A 20,771-nucleotide genomic window follows, 5' to 3' on the forward strand; every position below is an offset into this window, starting at 1 on the left:
CTAAGCTAATCTATTTGGATGAGAAGCTTTTGTTCACATAAATATCAAATCGATTAGACTTACCTTCAAGCCGATACATAGGTTTATGCTGACCAAGATCTGGTGCAATACGAGGTCGCTTTACCACTACCCTGTGAGTGGCTAAGTCTAGAGCTTTTGCAAGCAAAGGATCTGCATCTTGGTCACTACCTACCAAGTCTCGAAAAATGGCCATTTCTTTTTTTACTTGAGCAGACTTACCAGAGTGAGGAAACATCGGGTCCAAATAGATTACTTGCGGAGCAACACCCTCCCAAGACTCCATTACAGACAAGGCATCGCCTTGCTTAAGGCGCATACTAGCGACAATATCGCCCACATCAATGTCTAGCTCCCCTCTAGCTAAGCCATCTTTAAGGAGTGCCCTTACTACAGCCTGACGCTCAACCATAGTGACTGGGCATCCTAGGCTAGCCAAAACAAAGGCATCGCCACCTAACCCTGCTGTCACATCTAAGATACTAGGCCGTATAGAACCCTGCATACCTACAGCTTTTGCCACCTGTTGCCCTTTACCACCACCAAACACTCTGCGATGGCGCGACTTACCCGCTGCAAAATCTACACGTACCGCACCACTGCGCCCGTCTACTGGCTCTAACCCCAAACCTTGTGCAGTGAAACGTAAAATAAAGTCATACTTATCACTTGGTTTTTTGATCACTGGCACATTAAGGTCTAACGCAAGGGATTTCTCTAATGACTGAAATCCTGCTGCTACAACTGCTAATTTAATGTGGGTAATATCAGCCAACATAAGCCCAATCCCAAAACAATACGATAAGCGACAAAGGGCCACATACCCATGCGACTAATTATGCGCATAAACAAAAAAATACATAACCAAGCGCTCAAAAAAGACACTACAAACGCTATCAGCATAGGCACCCAAGCAATAACGACCTTTGTAGTTGCCAACTCAAAACTTATAAGACTAGAGGCTGCTAAGATAATAGGGATAGACATTAAGAATGAAAAACGAGCGGCTGCTTCTCGCGTATAACCAAGCATCAGCGCAGCTGTCATAGTGATGCCAGAGCGGGAAGTACCTGGCAATAAAGCCAAAGCCTGAGCTAAGCCTATATATATAGTATGTCGCCAATTCATAGCCGACATTTGATGTTGCCTGCGGCTGCGCCAGTCAGCAAAGCCTAGCAGCAAACCAAACACTAATGTAGTGACCGCAACTACCCACAGCATTCGTGCATTCACTTCTATCCAATCTTTTAATATCAGGCCAAAGAACATGGCCGGAAGCGTTGCCACTATTAACATTAGCGCCAAGGTTGCTTGCGGGTTTAGGCGTCGTTCCTGTTGGCACTGATACAGGCCTAAAACCATAGCAATTAAATCGCTGCGCAGATAGATGATGACAGCTAATAGACTACCTAAGTGAACCGCCACATCAAAACTTAAACCTTGATCAGGCCATCCTAACAATAGGCTTGGGAACAACAGATGGGCAGAGCTAGAAATAGGTAAAAATTCAGTAATGCCCTGAATTAAAGCAATAATACTGGCTTGTATCCAATCCATGGGGCAATCCTCAATAAAAGTGGAAGGCTATTGATAACGTGGTAGTTTTTGCCATGTAACTTCGTCACGCAAATAAACAGGCAAAGCATATTCAGGCGCACACTGGTGTCCTAGTAAAAAACCTGCCGCCGCTAAGCGAACCATTTCTAAAGCCCTTGGCTCTAGTTCAGACCGCACTGATTGAGCACTAGTGATAATACCTTGGGGCATATTTGCAACAGACATACCGCTACCACAAGCCACATAGTTACTGTTCATTACTTCAACCTGCAAAGGTGAGCAAACTCTTTCAGCAATTTGTGCAACAGCAAGTTGGGGATCATTTTCATCAATAATGTATTCTCCCCAATACACCTCGCCCATACGGGCATCTAAACTACAGGCGTAAGATAAACCAGCCATGCTTGAATAAGTATGGGCACGCAATGCAAGAGCGGCAAGGGTGGATATAGGCAATACTTTACAGCCAATACCAAAAGCCAGGCCCTGAGCCACACCTGCTGCAATGCGAATGCCTGTGAAAGATCCTGGGCCACGACCATAAGCGATAGCATCAAGGCTAGACATCTTAACATCAGCCTCAAGTAACAGCTCTTGCACCATGGGTAGTAAGCGTTTTGTATGTTGACGCTGCGCAAGCTCTTCTTGGCCGATCAAAAGCCCAGTGTCGCTCCATAGGGCCACGCTACAGGAATTTCCAGAAGTGTCCAGCGCCAGTATATAGGCCATGGGTAAGGTTACTTATCTAGCGCTGAAAAGACAGCCTCTTTAATATCACTCACACTACCCACACCTGCAATGTAGTGATACGCAGGCGCGGCAACACCTTCAGACACAATAAGTGCTTTATAAAAGTCAACTAGTGGCGCTGTTTGTTCGTGATATACGCTTAAACGCTGGCGTACCGTATCTTCTTGATCGTCAGCACGCTGCACCAAATCTTCACCTGTTACATCATCTTTACCCGCCTGCTTAGGCGCATTGAAAGTGAGGTGATATGTACGACCAGAGCCTGGGTGCACACGACGGCCACTCATCCGTTGAATAATTTCCACATCGGCGACGTCAATTTCAATCACACCATCAATCAACACTTTAGCATCTTTTAATGCTTGAGCTTGGGGAATAGTTCGAGGAAAACCATCAAACAAAAAACCTTCCTTGCAATCATCTTGTGAAATGCGTTCTTTAACTAAATTGATAATCAATTCATCTGAAACCAAGCCACCTTCGTCCATAATTTTTTTGGCTATCTTGCCTAAGTCAGTGCCCGCCTTTACGGCAGCACGGAGCATATCGCCCGTAGAAATCTGGGGGATCCCAAATTTTTCTGTAAGGTACTGTGCTTGAGTGCCTTTACCCGCGCCTGGCGCGCCTAAAAGGATTAATTTCATGATGTAACTCCAAAAATTTAAATACTATGGCTTTTATTTAATCGCTCAATTAACCTATATTCGATTAAATTAAGATGCCTTAGCAAAGAAACAATAAGACAACACAAAGTGTTCAACATTTATTATTTGCTTGCTAAGAAACCCATTACACAGCCACAAGTTTTACATGGCCGCGTAGTTTAACTAAAACACAGCTTCAGCGCCATGCTCCTAAAGTGGAATTAGTTTATACCGGTTATAGTAAGTGGATATGTCAAACGTTACAGACCTTGCGCCTTAGCTTCGTTCCAGCCAGCATCCATATGTTCTAAGCTGACATTTTCTAGCTGTTCACCTGACGCTAGTATTTGAGCCTCTAAAAAACGAAAGCGTCGCTCAAATTTGGCATTAGCACCACGCATTACTTGCTCAGGATCTTGCTTCAAATGTCTGGCCATATTCACGCAGGCAAACATTAGATCACCTAATTCTTCTAAGGTGTGTTCTTTATCACCACTAGCAAAAGCCTGTTGAACTTCCTCTAACTCTTCAGCCATATTCGCTAAAACTGGCGCCACGGCTGGCCAGTCAAAGCCCACATTAGCTGCCCGCTTTTGTAGTTTTGCACTACGCTGCATAGCGGGCAAGGCATTGGGCACGTCATCTAACACAGAGTGTTGTTGCTTAGCTTCGCGTTCATTTTGCTTAATACTTTCCCAGTTTTTGAGCACTTGTTCAGCATCTATAACGGCACTGCCTTGCTCTTCATTATGAACACTATCTCCAAAGACATGTGGGTGGCGGCGAATAAGCTTATCTGCCATGGCTTGAGCTACATCAGCAAATTCAAAACTGCCTTCTTCACGTGCTAATTGGCAGTAAAAAACCACTTGAAATAACAAATCACCCAGCTCATCACGCAGCTGCATACGATCATCAGACTCTATCGCATCTGCAACTTCGTAGGCCTCCTCTAAGGTATGCGGCAAAATACTACGGAAATCTTGCTTTAAATCCCACGGACAGCCACCATCGGGATTACGCAACTGGGCCATAATATCTAATAAATTTTGCATTGCATCGCTAGTTTGGAGTGAACTTTTAACCATTTTTTTGCCGCCTTACATCTAATACGTTAGGAAGCTGGCTGATTTTATCTAAAATCCGGCCCAGCAAGTCTAAACGGGGTATATCTATTGTCATGGCGATGGTAGCCGAATGCGTTTTTTTATCAACATTGGTCGTTATATTACCCAAGTTAACATTTTCATTACCCAACACCATAATAACTTCACTCAACAATCCAGAGCGATCCACCGCTTCAATATAGATATCTACAGGATAAGTGTGCTCACTATTGCCAGACCAATTCACCTCAATAATACGCTGGCGATCACGCTCGGCCATGTTCATAACATTAAGGCAATCTTGCCGATGCACAGACACCCCTCGTGTAAGAGTGATAAATCCAGTAATGCCATCCCCAGGAACCGGCTTACAACAATTAGCAATACTGGTGAGTAGATTACCTACTCCAGCAATTTGAACATCATTACCCACAGCAGATGTAGACTTAGATTTACCATTCAAAAGACTAAGATTTAGTTGCTTTTTAGACTTTAAGTTAGGCTCTACTTGCTGTTGGGCAGCATTAATAACCTGAGTTAGTCGCAGGTCTCCAGCACCTAAAGCGGCATACATATCATCAACTTGCTTAAAGTTGATCTGTGTCGCTATGAGACTATAATCTACCCCAGCAATGGCCATACGACGCATTTCCCGCTCTACTAAGTGACGCCCTGCGGTTGCATTCTTGTCTTTATCCAGCTGCTTAAAGTAGTGGCCAATTTTCGCTCGCGTGCGGCCTGCCGTGACGTAACCCAAGTTTGGGTTCATCCAATCTCGACTAGGCGCTCCGCCTTTAGAGGTCATTATTGAAACTTGATCTCCAGTTTGAAGCTCATAAGTTAACGGCACTATGCGGCCATGTATCTTTGCCCCACGGCAGGTATTGCCCACTTCCGTATGCACTCTGTAAGCAAAGTCTATGGGGGTGGCACCATTTGGTAAATCTACTACATGTCCATCTGGAGTAAATACATAAATTCGGTCTTGATCCACATCACCTTTAACTTGATTAACAAACTCATCTCCATCGCCTACTTCGTCATGCCACTCTAATACTTGGCGCAACCATGCAAGTTTATCGTCATATGAATTACCTGCGCTATTAACGTCTGTGCCTTTGTATAGCCAATGAGCACACACACCAAGCTCGGCCTCGTCATGCATGGCAAAAGTACGAATCTGTATTTCTACTACCTTACCTTCCGGCCCTATTACTGCAGTGTGTAAAGAGCGATAGCCATTTTCTTTAGGCGTGGCAATATAATCATCAAACTCTTGGGGAATATTGCGCCACAAACCATGAACGATACCCAAAGCGGTGTAGCAATCAGTAAGCTCAGGCACCAACACACGCACTGCACGTACGTCATAAACTTGGGAAAATTCAATATTTTTGCGCTGCATTTTGCGCCATATGCTGTAGATGTGCTTAGCTCTACCCATCACGTCTGGCACTATACCTGCACCTGTAAGCTGCTGCGTTAGGTTAGCTAATACGCGCTCAATATAATCTTGCCTATCCATACGCCGCTCATCTAAATAGGACGCAATTTCTTTATAGGCATTGGGCTGAAGGTAACGAAATGAAAGGTCTTCAAGCTCCCACTTAATGGCACCTATACCTAAACGGTGAGCTAATGGGGCGTATACATCAAAGACTTCACGGGAGACAAGGTAACGCTTCTTTCGATCAACGTTTTTTACTGCTCGAATTGCGCAGGTGCGCTCAGCAAGCTTGATCAGTGCCACGCGCACATCATCCACTAAGGAAACTAGCATCTTACGCACATTGGTAAGCTGGCCATCAGACTGGCCTAAAATACTATCTCGTGTGGGGCTTTGTAAGCTACTTATTGCAGCCATTTGCAGCACACCATCGATTAACGAAGCCACAACTGGCCCAAAAGTGTCCTTAACTTCTTTTAAAGATAGTTTATCTTCGCGCACGGCGCGATACAAAACTGCAGCCACTAAAGTCTCTTCATTGACCTGCAACGTCGTTAATATTTCAGCCATTTCAAGGCCAGTGCGAAAACAATCAACCTCTTGCGTGGCCCAAATATCTTCACTTTTACTAGCATGGTCGCGCACTTTTTGGGCCAGCTCACATGCTTGTTGCAACACACCCGCATCTGATAGCTCTACAACATTTTTCAGGCCTGCCATCCACGCTTGAATATCGACATTGCCATCGGCGTATGTGGGGTGAACCGCGCGTACCTGTACCATACTCAAATCCTGTTAATTATCACACCAAAGGTGTTCCCACTATTTTAGTTCCTTACCCATATTAGCGCGTGACTTTTACGTTCTTTTTACGTTTGTACGAACAAGCAATGCCATCACCTCTAAGTGTGGAGTATGAGGGAACATATCAATACAACCCACTTTATCAACGTGCAATCCTAGACTTTGAAACTCTTTCAAATCTCTGGCCATAGAGGCTGGATTACACGAAACATACACAACGCGCTCTAGTGGCTGGCCTTTAAGCATCTGAGCGATTCCTTTAGCCCCTGCTCGCGGCGGATCTAATAAAGCTTTATTAAAAGACTTTCTTTGCCACTGTTTGCGAGCACTGGTTTCAAACAAATCTGCATGTTCAAAATCTACTAAAGCAAAGCCATTACGTCGAGCATTTTCGCGACCTTGCTTAACCATGGCATAGTCGCCTTCTAGGGCTAACACTGTGACATGTTGATCAGCCATACTGGCAATGGGTAAGGAAAAATTACCCACACCACTGAATAAATCTAATACTTGATCCCCTGCGCAAGGTTCAAGCCACTCAATAGCTTGATTAATCATGCCTTGGTTGACCTTGGCATTAACTTGAACAAAATCTTGCACTGCAAAATCCAACTCAATCGACTTATCAATGCCTGCCACTGAAACACTATAACTTAAGCCGTCTTTAGTGCCGCTAAGCCACAGGTCATCATGATCAGTTTGCTGGCAAACTAGGCTGACACTATATTGTTTAGCAAAAGCAGCTAATAATAACTGGTCATCCATAATGAGTGCATCTGATACTTTCAAACTAATGCACGGCCCTGAGTTGGCTTGTAATACCTCTACATGGGTCACCCACTGAGTGTGCGCCATTGTTACTAATACGTCGTGCAAAGGCACAAGTAAATCAGACAAAGCAGGCTCTAATACTGGGCAATGAGTAATAGGCACAATGTGCTTATGGCCACTTTGACGAAAACCTAACAATAAGGTTTTGCTGTCTGCGAAATAACGCGTAGCAAGCTGCGCACGCCGCCTATAGCCCAAATTTTCTCCTACAATAGGCTGGGCCCATTGCTGAGGCTCTATGTTCGCCAAACGGCGTAATTGCTCAGCAATAGCCGCCTGCTTGTAACTCACTTGGGCCGAAGGCTCTAGATGCTGTAATTGGCAACCACCACACGTGTCATAGACTGGACAAAATGGTGTTACGCGCTGATCACTGGGCTGCTTTAGCTCCAACAGACGAGCTTCTGCATGAGTTTTATGGTCACTAAGCACTTCAGCCTTGACAGATTCGCCTTTTAACCCGCCCTCAACAAAAATTGTTTTCCCTTCCCAACGCCCGACACCACGGCCATCGTGGCTTAGATTTTCAAGTTCAAGATTAAGGTGTTTGCCCACAGGCAAAGTGACAATTTCAATATCTACTTGAGCTTGAGAGCGCTTTTGTTTAGCGGACGCTGAAGGGTTTTTTAGTTTAAGTTTGCGCTGTAAAGGCGATAAACGAGCCATGATTATGTAAATACTCCAGTGGATAAATAGCGATCGCCACGATCACAAATAATACAAACTATAACGGCGTTTTCTACCTGCTTTGACAGGCGCAGCGCTCCGGCCACGCTGCCACCAGAGGACACCCCTGCAAATATCCCTTCCTCAGTGGCAAGGGCTTTCATAGTGGCTTCAGCTTCAGCTTGATCCATATCGATAATGGCATCTACCTTTGCTGCATCAAAAATACTTGGCATGTAAGCTTCCGGCCAGCGGCGAATGCCCGGAATTTGTGAATCTGGTGTGGGGCGCAATCCATGAATCTCAATGTTTGGATTTTGCTCCTTAAAATAGGCTGATAACCCCATAATGGTGCCTGTAGTGCCCATCGAACTCACCATGTGGGTGATTTTACCTTGGGTTTGCTGCCAAATTTCTGGGCCAGTAGTGCGGTAATGGGCTAATGGATTATCACTATTAGCAAACTGATCCAGCACCTTACCTTCGCCACGAGCCTGCATTGCCATGGCTAAATCTCTAGCACTTTCCATGCCTTGCTCAGACGTTACTGTAATCAGTTCAGCTCCATAAGCTGCCATAGAAGCCTTGCGCTCTGAACTCATATTATCAGGCATAATTAGTTTAAGCTTGTAGCCTTTAATCGCCGCAACCATCGCCAAAGCGATACCAGTGTTGCCACTGGTGGCCTCGATAAGCACGTCACCTGGGTGGATGTCACCGCGTTTTTCTGCCTCAACAATCATACTTAAAGCGGGGCGATCTTTAACAGAACCTGCAGGATTGTTACCTTCAAGTTTAGCCAGGATGATATTACTGGTTTCGCCTGGTAAACGTTGCAAGCGCACCAAGGGAGTACTGCCTACATAGTCTGCTATGGTGGGGAAGTGATGCATACTAACCTCTAGTTAACATTATCTAGCTTAGCACTACAAAAGCTAAGGCTTGATCTAATTCATCTGCAATACTTATATGTGCGATTTGGCTACCCAACTCGGCTTGCCTTTGCGCTGCTGCGCCACTTAGGATAAGTAATGGGGCGCCTAGTTCATCATGCTCAATGTGCATTTGCTGCCAAGAAATACCGCGACCAATACCTGTGCCTAGAGCTTTAGCGGCAGCCTCTTTGGCAGCAAAGCGCTTAGCCAAAAAGGCTGCAGGGGCACTTGACGCATCAAACTGAGCCATTTCAAACTCAGTAAGTATTCTTTGGGCAAACTTACGCCCAGTGCGCTCCAATGCGGCTGCTATCCGAGCTGTTGCCACTATATCTGTGCCTATTGCCTTAACCATAGGTGTTTCGCCCTACCTTATTAAACACGACTGGGACGATGAGACTCACGAGCAGCCAACATTAATGCCTTCATTTTTTTTACTGCTTCAGGTAAACCCACAAATAACGCATCTGCGATCAAAGAGTGACCAATATTAAGCTCATTAAACTCAGGAATAGCAGCGATGGCTTCTACGTTTTGAAGATTAAGCCCATGGCCACCATTAACCACAAGTCCAATACTGGCAGCATATGTGGCTGCTTTGGCTATACGAGCTAGCTCTGCATGTTGTTGGGCATGATTAGTCGCATCTGCATAAGCTCCTGTATGGAGCTCTATCAACTGAGCCCCTGTGCGTTTTGCTGCATCTATTTGCCGCTTATCAGCATCTATAAACAAAGAAATTTCCACACCCACAGCCTGCATGCGCGCACATGCTGCCTTTATCTTTGCCTCTTGAGACACCACATCTAAGCCACCTTCAGTGGTGAGTTCTTGACGTTTCTCTGGCACCAAACAAACATAAGCTGGCGCAATTTCCACAGCTAAATCAATCATTTTATCAGTGACTGCCATTTCAAAATTCATACGCGTTTGTAATACTTGAGCCATTACTCGCACGTCTCGCTCTTGAATATGGCGCGCGTCTTCGCGCAAATGCACCGTAATACCATCTGCTCCAGCTTGCTCTGCATCTAAAGCTGCTTTTACTGGATCGGGATATCGCGTGCCTCGGGCTTGACGTAATGTAGCAACATGATCAACATTTACGCCGAGTAAAATTCGATTGGGATCAACCATTTCCTGTCCTCTTTTGATTAAAACTAGCCTATAGTTTTATCCACCAAACTGAATTATTTTTTTGCAATAGTGTGAAATAAATTACGGCTTTGTAGTGGCTTACCACCTAATATTTGATTTAAATTAGCGCGCGCCATATATTTGGCTACTTTAAGGCATTGTGTCTGTGTGTATTCACCTGCAGCTAATTGCAATAGCACCTGCCCACTGATCAAGGGTGTATTAGCTTGTTCACTATCTATGCCTTGACTTAAACAAACCCCTTGCAGCGGATGCAGCACATAGCTGCCTTCAGGGACAACGTCTTTGAAGCTAATGTAGTCTTTATCTAGCACCATATGATACCCCAGTTCGTCCATTAGATGGACCTCAAAAGGCCTCAAAGATTGCTCTAATATGGGATTATCTACTAAGCCATTTAATAAGGCTTGGTAATAGGCAAATAAGTTGGGATGAGGATCATCAAAAGCCAATAACTTGAGCAAAAGCTCGTTAACATACAGCCCACTGTAAAGGTAATCACCAACGATCGTTAAAGGTGGACCTGCCGCATCGAACTGCACACTGGTACGCACTTCACCACGCCCTGTAAAACTGACCATCAGCGGTGTGAATGGCTGAACCAAAGCTCTTTTGGCAGATTTCTTACCCTGAGCTTTTCGCGCCCCATGAACAATAACCGACACTCTACCCTGATTAAGCGTAAACAAGTCTGCTATCACACTGGTTTCTCGCCATGGACGACTGTGTAATACGTAGGCCGGTTGCTGCTGTGTCATCTTATTTTAGTCAAGACCATCGTAGCCCAAACTCTGCAAGGCACGCTCATCATCAGACCAGCCACTTTTGACCTTTACCCAAAGCTTGAGCATTACCTTACATTCAAACATGCGTTCCATATCTACCCTGGCATCACGTCCAATTTGCTTAATTCGATCGCCTTTATCACCAATAAGAATACGCTTTTGCCCTTTACGCTCCACTAAAATGAGAGCGCCTATGTGCAGCACTGGGCCATCTTGGGCAAATTCTTCAATTTCCACAGTCATTTGGTACGGCAACTCATCACCAAGTTGGCGCATGATTTTTTCACGAATGAGTTCAGCCGTAATAAAGCGCGCACTGCGGTCGGTCACCTGGTCTTCTGGAAAAAAGTGACGACCATTTGGCAGCTGATCCAGCACACACTGCTCCAACTGCTCTACAGAAGCGCCTGTATGGGCAGCGATAGGCACAAGCACCGCATCTGGTAAGCGCAGCTGCACTTCTTGTAGATAGGGTAACAAAGACTGCTTATCATCCAATATATCAATTTTATTAATGGCTAAAATAACGGGACAATTAGCAGCTTTAACCTTTTCATACACATGCTCGTCTGCATCATTCCAACGCGTACGATCTACCATAAAAATGACTAAATCCACGTGCTTTAGGGCACTTGAAGCAGCTTTATTCATATAACGGTTAATCGCCTTATCTTCTTGGTCAATATGTAATCCAGGGGTATCTACATAGACCACTTGCACCTCACCTTGAGTTTTAATACCCAAAATTTGATGGCGCGTTGTTTGAGGCTTACGAGATGTAATGCTAATTTTTTGACCCAAAATGCGATTAAGCAATGTGGACTTGCCAACGTTAGGCCTTCCAACAATGGCGACATAACCACATTTTGTGCTGCTGTCATTTTGGGCTGCTAGCCAAGTATCTAAATCTGTCATGGTATATTTTCTGCTATAAAGACTCTTGACCAAGCTGCTGTAGAGCTAACGTGGCCGATTTCTGTTCTGCGATACGACGACTTGAGGCTTCTGCCTTGGTAGGTTTATCCAATAAGTCGCTGTGGCATTCTATGGTGAACATCTGTTCATGATCCTGCCCTTTAACACCAATGAGGTGGTAAACAGGTAAATCGCACTTCTTTGCTTGCAGGTATTCCTGCAAGCGTGTTTTAGGGTCTTTTTGATTATCTAACAGACTTAGATTGTCTAGACGAGAGGCAAACCAAGATAAAATACGTTCTTGGCAAACAGCCATTCCTGCATCTTTATAAATAGCGCCAATAATAGCTTCGGTGGCGTCTGCTAAAATTGATTCTCTACGCTGCCCACCGCTTTTTAATTCTCCCGCACCCAGCTTTAAACATGGGCCTACCTGCATCTCTATTGCTACTTGTGCAAGAGTCACTCCTTTCACCAGACCTGCACGCAGGCGGCTTAATTGGCCTTCACGTGCTTTTGGAAATTTGTCAAACAAAGCATTAGCAATAACAAAATTCACAATAGAATCCCCTAAGAATTCTATTCGCTCATAATTGTGGTGCCCACACGAACGATGCGTAAGCGCTAAGTCCAAAAGACTAGTGTCATTAAAAGAGTAGCCAATCGCAGCACACAAGGTGTCAATTTTTTGCTGGTAAGCAGTCTGAGCAGGCGCTTTCATATTAGTCTATGCTACCTGCAGTACTGAAGTTGGGTAAACTAAAGAAACTTTCCCAGTGCAACCATACAGCAACTGCCTTACCTGTTATATTTTCTTCAGGCACAAATCCCCAATAGCGGCTGTCGTTACTGCCGTCTCTATTATCTCCCATCACGAAGTACTGTCCAGGAGGTATAGTGACCTTGCCATTTTTTCCAGGGCTTTTATTGCGCCATATTTGGTGTTCGCTATCACCTAGCTGCTCTGTATATATTTCTGTAGTTGGCGAAGCATCAGCAACATAAGTTTGAGTCATCTGCTGACCATTAATATAAATCACTTTTTCGCGCAGCTCTAATGTATCTCCTGGCACACCAATCACCCGTTTAATAAACTTAATAGACGGATCTTGTGGGTATTTAAACACCATCACATCGCCTGCTTTTGGCTCATTAAAATCAAGCACTTTTGTACCCAATACAGGCAAACGCACACCATACTCAAACTTATTAACAACAATAAAATCCCCTACTTCAAGGGTAGGCAACATAGAACCTGAAGGGATTTGGTAAGGCTCCATAAAAAAAGACCGCAGCACTAACACAAACGTAAGCACAGGAAAAAACGAGCGACTATAATCTGCAAACATTGGCTGGTGCATGATCTTTTCTTGGGCTTCTTGAGGTAACTCTCCCGCTGCATTGGCTGTAGCTAGGGCTAAGGCCTTTGCACGAGCAGGCTTCCATAACCATACATCTAAGGCAAAGCCAGTACCGAATATGCCTACCAATACAGTAAGCAATAGCTCAAAATCAAAATCCATCATGTAAGTTCTCCTAACTGCCTGCCAATTTATCTTTTTAACTGTCGATCTTCAATACGGCTAAAAAAGCATCCTGTGGAATTTCAACACTGCCCACTTGCTTCATGCGCTTTTTACCTTCTTTTTGTTTGGACAAGAGCTTTTTCTTACGACTAATGTCACCACCATAACACTTTGCTGTCACGTTTTTACGTAAGGCTTTAACCGTAGTACGAGACACAATATTGCCACCTATGGCTGCCTGAATAGCAACGTCAAACATTTGACGAGGAATGAGCTCTTTCATTTTTTCACATAACGCTCGGCCACGAGTCTGAGCATGATCACGATGCATAATCACAGCCAAAGCATCCACTCGCTCACCGTTAATCAGAATATCTAATCGCACAAGCTTAGCTTCTTCAAAACGAACAAAGTTATACTCTAAAGATGCATAACCTCGGCTCACAGACTTAAGTCGATCGAAAAAGTCTAATACCACTTCACTCATAGGCATGTCATAAGTCAGCGCTACTTGGCTTGCAGTGAACTGCATGTTTTTTTGTACACCCCGCTTTTGTATGCACAAGGTGATCACGTTACCTAGGTGTTCTTGTGGTACCAAAATATTAGCTTCAACTATAGGTTCGCGCATTTCTGCAACACCACCCATATCTGGTAATTTTGATGGGTTATCTACGTAGACCACATTACCATTGTTAAGCTCTAATTCGTAAATTACAGTAGGTGCCGTGGTTAACAAATCAAGATTATATTCACGCTCTAAGCGCTCTTGAATAATCTCCATGTGCAACATGCCCAAGAAACCACAACGAAAACCAAAGCCCAGTGCATCTGAACTTTCAGGCTCATAAAACAAAGAGGCATCATTAAGGCTTAATTTGGCGAGAGCTTCACGGAAATCTTCGTAATCATCAGAACTGGTAGGAAATAGTCCTGCATACACTTGAGGTTGAACTTTTTTAAAGCCTGGCAAGCTTTCTACATCAGCGGTTTTAAGATGAGTTAAGGTATCGCCCACAGGAGCACCATGAATATCTTTAATACCTGCAACAACGTAACCTACTTCACCCGCTCTTAGTATTCCTGTTTGCTTGCGCTTTGGAGTAAATATACCAATGTCTTCCACACCATATTGTATGCCCGTAGATTTGACGATAATTCTGTCTTTCTTACGCAATACGCCATTTTTTATACGCACCAAGGAAACAATTCCAAGGTAGTTATCAAACCATGAATCAATAATTAACGCTTGCAGCGGCTTGTCTTCGTCACCTACTGGAGGTGGAATCAATTCTACTAATTGCTCCAACACAGCTTCCATGCCTAAGCCACTTTTAGCAGAAGCCTCTACGGCATCAGTTGCATCAATACCAATGACTTCTTCTATCTCTTGCTTCACCTTATCTGGATCAGCTTGAGGAAGATCCATTTTATTCAACACAGGCACCACTTCCAAACCTAGCTCTAAAGCTGTATAGCAGTTGGCAACAGATTGGGCTTCTACGCCTTGAGCTGCATCAACCACTAACAAAGCACCCTCGCAGGCTTCTAAAGAGCGCGAAACTTCGTAAGAAAAATCAACGTGGCCTGGCGTATCGATAAAGTTTAGCTGATAAGTTTTGCCATCTTTACTATGGAAGTCCAACGTCACACTTTGAGCTTTAATAGTTATACCGCGTTCGCGTTCAATATCCATGGAATCCAGCACTTGCTGCTCCATTTCACGATCCGACAAACCACCACACATATGGATAAAACGATCAGCTATAGTGGACTTACCATGATCGATATGAGCGATGATAGAAAAGTTACGAATCAGGGTGTTGATGGCCATGAGATGACGTCCAAGTTACCCCTGCTAAAAAACCTAGATCAGGGAATATAAAAGAGCGAAATTATATCCTAGTTGAAGCTAAAAAACCGCAGCAAGGTTAATTGCTGCGGTTTTGTTAAGGTCATTTATGTCTATTTTTATGAGTTATTAGAGCATTAACTCTTTCAACCAGACTTTTGCATCAAAGGCGCTTAATAATGTGCCATTTTATTATGCATTTGTTGGTATTTTTCTGATTGCTCCGGAGTCAGCAGCTCCATGATTCTGACTTCAGTATTACCTTGATCTATTAGGTGCTGCCCCATATATTTACCTTGCAAGATTCCAATTTCTTGAGCCTTAGCGATATAAGCCTCGCTACCAGAGTCTAACTTAGCCAATTGACCAAGCGTCAATGCCATCAGTTCATGATGCTTTGTCATATCTTCATATTGAGCTTGCATAAGCTCTTTAATAGCGCCTTCTTGAACATCAGTTAGGTTCAGAGATTTAGCCATACGGTGCATCAATTTTTTACTGTTTTTGTGTCCATGCTTACCATCCGCCTTAGCAGAGCCTTTTTGATCCCTATGCTCTGCTCCACCTGTATGACAGTCTTTTTGATCTGCCATCACAAATCCTGTTCCCGCCATACTAAGCAACGCTATAGCCGGTATGGCGATTAAGCTGCGCTTGATATAAGTTTTAATAATATTTCTCCTTGTGAGTTAGTTGATACCCGATCGGGCTAACTCTATTGTACGTACACAAATGTGAGGGTGAGTGTACGCACTGCAAAGGTATGCAAAGATAATGTTGTTATTTAATAAAGACTTAGCTTCAACTATTCTTAGTGAGTGTAATTTAGTCTACCTGCGCCAAGTTACCTTTTTCCTGCAACCAAGTTTTGCGATCGCCTGCGCGTTTTTTAGCCAACAACATGTCCATCACTTCCATAGTGCCATCACCTGGCTCTAAGCTTAACTGCACCAGTCTGCGACTGTCAGGCTTCATGGTAGTTTCACGTAATTGAGATGGGTTCATTTCGCCTAAGCCCTTAAAGCGCTGCACATTCACCTTACCGCGTTTTTTTTCTGCCGCTATATGATCCAACACACTTTGCTTCTCGCTTTCATCAAGGGCATAAAATACTTCTTTACCTATATCTATTCGGTACAAAGGCGGCATAGCCACATACACATGACCGGCTGCCACAAGTGGTTTGAAATGACGTACAAACAACGCACACAGCAATGTCGCTATGTGTAAGCCGTCTGAATCGGCATCAGCTAGGATACAAATCTTGCCGTAACGCAATCCCTCTAAATCATCAGCCCCTGGATCTACACCCATCGCAACAGCAATATGGTGCACTTCTTGGGAGGCCAAAATCTGTCCAGAATCCACCTCCCATGTGTTCAATATTTTTCCACGCAGGGGTAAAATAGCCTGAAACTCTCTTTCACGAGCCTGCTTTGCAGAACCACCGGCAGAGTCACCTTCCACCAAAAATAGCTCTCCACGACTCACGTCAGTGCCACTGCAGTCTGCTAACTTTCCAGGTAACGCTGGGCCTTGAGTGATTTTTTTACGAATGACCTTTTTACCAGCGCGCAAGCGCTTTTGAGCATGATTAATCACTAACTCTGCTAACACTTCACCTTCGTCTGTATGTTTGTTGAGCCATAAACTAAATGCATCTTTCACTTCCCCAGACACATAAGCCACTATCTGGCGAGAAGAAAGCCGCTCTTTAGTTTGACCAGAAAACTGTGGATCCTGCATCTTTACCGACAAGACAAAGCAGCACCGGTCCCAAATATCTTCTGGCCCAAGCTTCACTCCACGAGGAAGCAGTGCACGTATTTCACAAAACTCCCTTAGCGCATCCAACAACCCACTGCGCAGTCCATTCACATGGGTGCCGCCTTGAGACGTTGGAATCAAGTTTACGTAGCCTTCTTGGGTTAGTTCACCACCATCTGGAAGCCACTGCACTGCCCAATCTACACCTTCAATTTCACTTTTACGACTACCCACAAATGGCGTTTCTGGCAGACAATTGAAACTTTCATTAGCACTTTGCAGATAGTCTTCTAAGCCTTCTTGATAAAACCACTCGTGCTTTTCTTTAGTGGCACTGGTAAGGTCTAAAAAAGTGACCTTGAGGCCACTGCACAACACAGCCTTAGCTCGCAGCACATGCTTAAGGCGCGCCACAGAGAACTTAGCTGAATCAAAATATTGAGGATCTGGTAAAAAGGTGACACTAGTGCCCGTGTTACGCTGGCCTACGGTATCTACCACCTCTAGGTCACTCACCTTAAAACCATCGGCAAAAGTAATACGGTGCACTTGGCCGTTGCGCCTAATTTTTACTTCTAAACTTGAAGTTAAAGCGTTTACAACAGAAATACCTACGCCATGTAAGCCGCCAGAAAACTGATAGTTTTTATTAGAAAACTTACCACCAGCATGCAAGCGCGTAAGAATAAGCTCGACACCACTAACACCTTCCTCCGCGTGAATGTCTACTGGCATACCACGACCATTATCTACCACCGTGAGTGAGTGATCACTATGAAGAATGACGTCGATTTGATCAGCATGCCCGGCCAAAGCTTCATCTACTGAATTATCAATGACTTCTTGCGCAAGATGGTTGGGGCGACTGGTATCGGTATACATACCAGGGCGCTTTTTAACTGGGTCGAGGCCACTTAATACTTCAATAGAGTCTGCTGTGTAATTATCTTGTGCCATGGAGTTATTTCGCCAATAAAAGTCATTTTAAGGTTAGCGACAATCTAACACCTCGTCGCTAATTTGCAATAGTAGCAGTATTTAATCACAACTGAGACGTTTTATGCTTAGGTAATCTTTGTACATTAGTTGATATTTGACCATTATCTAGCAGGCTAAACAGCCTTAATCCTGGGCCTAATTCTTCTTGCACCTTATCTTCTTTTTGCTCACAGGCAAACTGTACTGCACTTGAAGGAGTAGCAAGAAATCTTGCACCGCCTATTAACTTATCAAATTCTTGATGTACATGCCCACACACCACGGCCTTAACATTCGCATGCGCTGCTATGACCGCATTAAATTGCTTTGAGTTACCCAGCATAATATTATCTTGCCATAAGGAATTAACAGGCACTGCATTGTGATGCATAAACACACATGTTGGAGTTTTTGAATCAGATTTTAACACCTGTTTCAGCTCTTCCATCTGCGCTGATGACATACTTCCCCCGCCACAACCATCTGCTAGCTCGGTGGTGTTTAACATGAGTAAGCGCCAATGCTCATAATCTAATACGCGCAGTTGGCCTACCTCCTGACCAGAAACCTGAGCCATAGTAGCTGCATTATCATGATTACCCGGCAACCAAATACACGGGTAAGGTAATTTTTTGAGCTTATTCTTTAAGCGAATATAAGCTGCTTGACTACCAAAATTACTCAAATCACCAGTTAAAATCAACACATCTACTGGCCCATAATTACGCAACCACATCAAACATTGATCGACATGGGCATCGGCATCAATCCCCTTATAGGGCGTATTAGGATTCTCTTGCAAGTGACAATCAGTAATTTGTGCAATATGTAACGTCATACCCTACTCCACTGCTTTTGCAGCCTAAGATAATGCTGTTGAAGCCACTGGGCAGCGATAATGGTAGCCGCATTGGTCAGCTTACCTTGCTCTAACATCTGCCCTAAAGCCTGGCGTTCTAAAACACACACTTGAATGTCCTCACCTTCTGTAGCCAACCCATGCACACCAATTACTTGGCTAGCATCCACAGGCGCACAGTAGATTGCTAAGGTTTCATTACTGCCTCCAGAGGAGACCAAATATTTACATACTAACTCTAAATCATTTTGATCAATAATAGCCCCAGATTCTTCTTTACACTCTCTAACGGCAACCTGTTCTGGTGTTTCTAATGTATCAATCATACCCGCCACCATTTCCAGCTGCCATGGGCCTTCTTCATGAGTCATAGCACCCACTCGAAATTGTTCGATTAATACCACTTGATCGGTGGTGGCATCGTACATGAGCACCGCCACAGCAGGCAAACGCAACACTAATTCTCGATCTAGCACTTTGCTCCAGCCACCTTGAAACAAACGATGCTGCAACTTGACCTTTTGTACTTGATAGAAACCTTGGTATACAGTTTTTCGATCGGCTATACGTACATCTGATTGGTTAAGCACGGGTTTGTACATGACTATCGGTTATCCTGTTGTTGATGTTTGGAGGGTGGCTATATTGTGGCTTACGTTATGGTCTCAGTCTTTGTCTGAGCTTTGACTAACTTCTGGCTCATCATATTGGCTAACTGGAGGGCATTTTCAACGCAATCACCCACAGCCACACCATCACGCCAGTTGCTGCGCAGATGTAATCCAGGAAACTGTGCTAGTGCCTCATCTATTAACGCAACCTTAGGTAGGTGCCCTAATTGATACTGAGGAATAGCTTTGGGCCATAAACTTTCTTCATGCCATAAAGGCTGTCCTTGAATGCCTAGGTAGGGAGATAGTTCTAGCATCACAAGATCTGTTCTTTGCTGTGGTGTTAAGGTCATTGCATGTTGCCCACGACCACCACCAATAAACACAGTGATAAGGTGTTGATCATCTGGGCACCTTTGAGAAAAAATACTCGATGGGAACAACACACCTAATGTTTGCTTACCTTCTTTAGTAGGCAATAAACAACCAAAACCATCTAAAGCATGCTCGATTTGATCTTTATTGAAGGCCATAGTGATGCTAGCGACAGCAGGGTAATCAATAGCTTGCAAGCACGCCTTGGCTTGCATTAATAACGCTTCATCTGTGGGCACTAAATCGTCTATTAGTCTAGCCACCTGAGCTGCAGGCACGGCTAAGACGACCTGCGATGCTTGCCAAATTTGATCACCCGACATAGCTTGATAACCAAACTGCGCACTATAGGTAATATTATCCACTTGAGTGTTGAGTGAGATAGCTGGGCCTAGCTTTTGTGCCAAGGTAGCAGGCAGTTGGTATAAACCACCAGCAAAGCTCATCATCGCACCATCTAGGGATGAAATACCTTGCTCTTTTTCAAGCTTTTTTTGACGCGATTTGGCTTTCATTTTCGCCACGCCACCTATAATCATAGACCCATACTCAGACTCCAAAGCATAGATCTTAGGCACTGCAGCACGCACTGAGAGCTTTTCTGGATCACCTGCAAATACACCAGAGATAAATGGGTCAATCAACCAATCAAGCATTTCATGGCCTAGCCTTCGCCTAACATGTTCGGCGATACTCTCTTCAGATGTGGCTTTGCCAACGAAGGGCTCAATCAGTAATCTTAGTTTCCCAAAAGTACTAAGCACTCCAGTGGTAAGGGCTTCTTTAATATTCGAAGGCAAGGCCAGCATAGCGCCTTTTTTTCCAATGTAACGTCTATGAGCGGCTTTGTTTGCCAGAACAATGTGGGGCTTTAAACCCACTTGTTCAATAAGCTGCGCCATAGCTGGTCGATTATTGATGAAAGAATTGGGCCCACGCTCCCATTGGCAACCATACTTTTGTACACTTTGTAAGTTGCCACCGACTTGGTTGCCTGCTTCCAACACAGTGACAACAAAGCCTTGTTGCTGCAAAAACCAAGCACTTGCTAGGCCAGAAATACCTGCACCGATAATGAGCACATGATTATCATGCTCTAAGGTCACAGGGATTTCTGGAAATGGACTTAAAATTTGCTTGTTGGCCCATGGTTTATCGTCGTTATGCATCATGTTATCTCACCTCGT

At 44.3% G+C, this 20,771-nt stretch carries 20 protein-coding genes; all 20 read right to left on the reverse strand.

Features of this window, described 5'->3' with window-relative positions; all coding sequences use genetic code 11:
- Positions 1–10 precede the first annotated feature (10 nt).
- Entirely contained in the window at positions 11–796 is a 786-nt protein-coding gene (locus tag ABXT42_RS10310) for a class I SAM-dependent methyltransferase (RefSeq protein WP_443628055.1), read from the reverse strand.
- Positions 766–1,575 (reverse strand): undecaprenyl-diphosphate phosphatase, encoded by an 810-nt coding sequence (locus ABXT42_RS10315; RefSeq protein ID WP_443628056.1) that lies wholly within the window; start codon positions 1,573–1,575, stop codon positions 766–768. The genes ABXT42_RS10310 and ABXT42_RS10315 overlap by 31 nt, the downstream gene beginning before the upstream one ends.
- A gap of 27 nt (positions 1,576–1,602) precedes the next feature.
- Entirely contained in the window at positions 1,603–2,304 is a 702-nt protein-coding gene (gene tsaB, locus ABXT42_RS10320; RefSeq protein ID WP_443628057.1) for a tRNA (adenosine(37)-N6)-threonylcarbamoyltransferase complex dimerization subunit type 1 TsaB, read from the reverse strand.
- Positions 2,305–2,312: 8 nt separating this feature from the next.
- Complete coding sequence (gene adk, locus ABXT42_RS10325) at positions 2,313–2,969, reverse strand: adenylate kinase (protein ID WP_443628058.1); 657 nt, start codon at positions 2,967–2,969, stop codon at positions 2,313–2,315.
- 260 nt (positions 2,970–3,229) lie between these two features.
- Complete coding sequence (gene mazG, locus ABXT42_RS10330) at positions 3,230–4,057, reverse strand: nucleoside triphosphate pyrophosphohydrolase (RefSeq protein WP_443628059.1); 828 nt, start codon at positions 4,055–4,057, stop codon at positions 3,230–3,232.
- Positions 4,050–6,305, reverse strand: a complete 2,256-nt coding sequence (gene relA / locus ABXT42_RS10335) for a GTP diphosphokinase (RefSeq protein ID WP_443628060.1) — start codon at positions 6,303–6,305, stop codon at positions 4,050–4,052. The genes mazG and relA overlap by 8 nt, the downstream gene beginning before the upstream one ends.
- 75 nt (positions 6,306–6,380) lie before the next feature.
- Positions 6,381–7,823 (reverse strand): 23S rRNA (uracil(1939)-C(5))-methyltransferase RlmD, encoded by a 1,443-nt coding sequence (gene rlmD / locus ABXT42_RS10340; RefSeq protein WP_443628061.1) that lies wholly within the window; start codon positions 7,821–7,823, stop codon positions 6,381–6,383.
- Positions 7,824–7,825: 2 nt separating this feature from the next.
- Positions 7,826–8,716 (reverse strand): cysteine synthase CysM, encoded by an 891-nt coding sequence (gene cysM, locus ABXT42_RS10345; protein WP_443628062.1) that lies wholly within the window; start codon positions 8,714–8,716, stop codon positions 7,826–7,828.
- A gap of 22 nt (positions 8,717–8,738) precedes the next feature.
- Positions 8,739–9,113 carry a holo-ACP synthase gene (gene acpS / locus ABXT42_RS10350; RefSeq protein ID WP_443628063.1) on the reverse strand — a complete coding sequence of 125 codons (375 nt, stop codon included), beginning with the start codon at positions 9,111–9,113 and terminating at the stop codon, positions 8,739–8,741.
- A gap of 20 nt (positions 9,114–9,133) precedes the next feature.
- Positions 9,134–9,895 carry a pyridoxine 5'-phosphate synthase gene (gene pdxJ, locus ABXT42_RS10355; protein WP_443628064.1) on the reverse strand — a complete coding sequence of 254 codons (762 nt, stop codon included), beginning with the start codon at positions 9,893–9,895 and terminating at the stop codon, positions 9,134–9,136.
- A 53-nt stretch (positions 9,896–9,948) separates the two neighbouring features.
- On the reverse strand, positions 9,949–10,674 hold the full coding sequence (gene recO / locus ABXT42_RS10360) for a DNA repair protein RecO (protein ID WP_443628065.1): 726 nt from the start codon (positions 10,672–10,674) through the stop codon (positions 9,949–9,951).
- A 6-nt stretch (positions 10,675–10,680) separates the two neighbouring features.
- Positions 10,681–11,616 carry a GTPase Era gene (gene era / locus ABXT42_RS10365; protein WP_443628066.1) on the reverse strand — a complete coding sequence of 312 codons (936 nt, stop codon included), beginning with the start codon at positions 11,614–11,616 and terminating at the stop codon, positions 10,681–10,683.
- Positions 11,617–11,629: 13 nt separating this feature from the next.
- Entirely contained in the window at positions 11,630–12,337 is a 708-nt protein-coding gene (rnc, locus tag ABXT42_RS10370; RefSeq protein ID WP_443628067.1) for a ribonuclease III, read from the reverse strand.
- A 1-nt stretch (position 12,338) separates the two neighbouring features.
- Positions 12,339–13,139 (reverse strand): signal peptidase I, encoded by an 801-nt coding sequence (lepB, locus tag ABXT42_RS10375; RefSeq protein ID WP_443629479.1) that lies wholly within the window; start codon positions 13,137–13,139, stop codon positions 12,339–12,341.
- Between the two features lie 37 nt (positions 13,140–13,176).
- Positions 13,177–14,976, reverse strand: a complete 1,800-nt coding sequence (gene lepA / locus ABXT42_RS10380; RefSeq protein WP_443628068.1) for a translation elongation factor 4 — start codon at positions 14,974–14,976, stop codon at positions 13,177–13,179.
- Between the two features lie 191 nt (positions 14,977–15,167).
- Positions 15,168–15,587, reverse strand: a complete 420-nt coding sequence (locus ABXT42_RS10385; RefSeq protein ID WP_443628069.1) for a Spy/CpxP family protein refolding chaperone — start codon at positions 15,585–15,587, stop codon at positions 15,168–15,170.
- Positions 15,588–15,819: 232 nt separating this feature from the next.
- On the reverse strand, positions 15,820–17,718 hold the full coding sequence (gene parE / locus ABXT42_RS10390; RefSeq protein ID WP_443628070.1) for a DNA topoisomerase IV subunit B: 1,899 nt from the start codon (positions 17,716–17,718) through the stop codon (positions 15,820–15,822).
- Between the two features lie 85 nt (positions 17,719–17,803).
- Entirely contained in the window at positions 17,804–18,577 is a 774-nt protein-coding gene (locus ABXT42_RS10395; RefSeq protein WP_443628071.1) for a metallophosphoesterase, read from the reverse strand.
- The gene (locus tag ABXT42_RS10400; RefSeq protein ID WP_443628072.1) at positions 18,574–19,200 is read right to left on the reverse strand and encodes an NUDIX domain-containing protein; all 627 of its coding nucleotides are present in this window, start codon (positions 19,198–19,200) and stop codon (positions 18,574–18,576) included. The genes ABXT42_RS10395 and ABXT42_RS10400 overlap by 4 nt, the downstream gene beginning before the upstream one ends.
- Positions 19,201–19,250: 50 nt before the next feature.
- Positions 19,251–20,756 (reverse strand): protoporphyrinogen oxidase, encoded by a 1,506-nt coding sequence (hemG, locus tag ABXT42_RS10405; protein WP_443628073.1) that lies wholly within the window; start codon positions 20,754–20,756, stop codon positions 19,251–19,253.
- Between the last annotated feature and the right edge of the window lie 15 nt (positions 20,757–20,771).

This window comes from Candidatus Njordibacter sp. Uisw_002 (assembly GCF_047730155.1).
GTDB lineage: Bacteria > Pseudomonadota > Gammaproteobacteria > Pseudomonadales > Balneatricaceae > Njordibacter.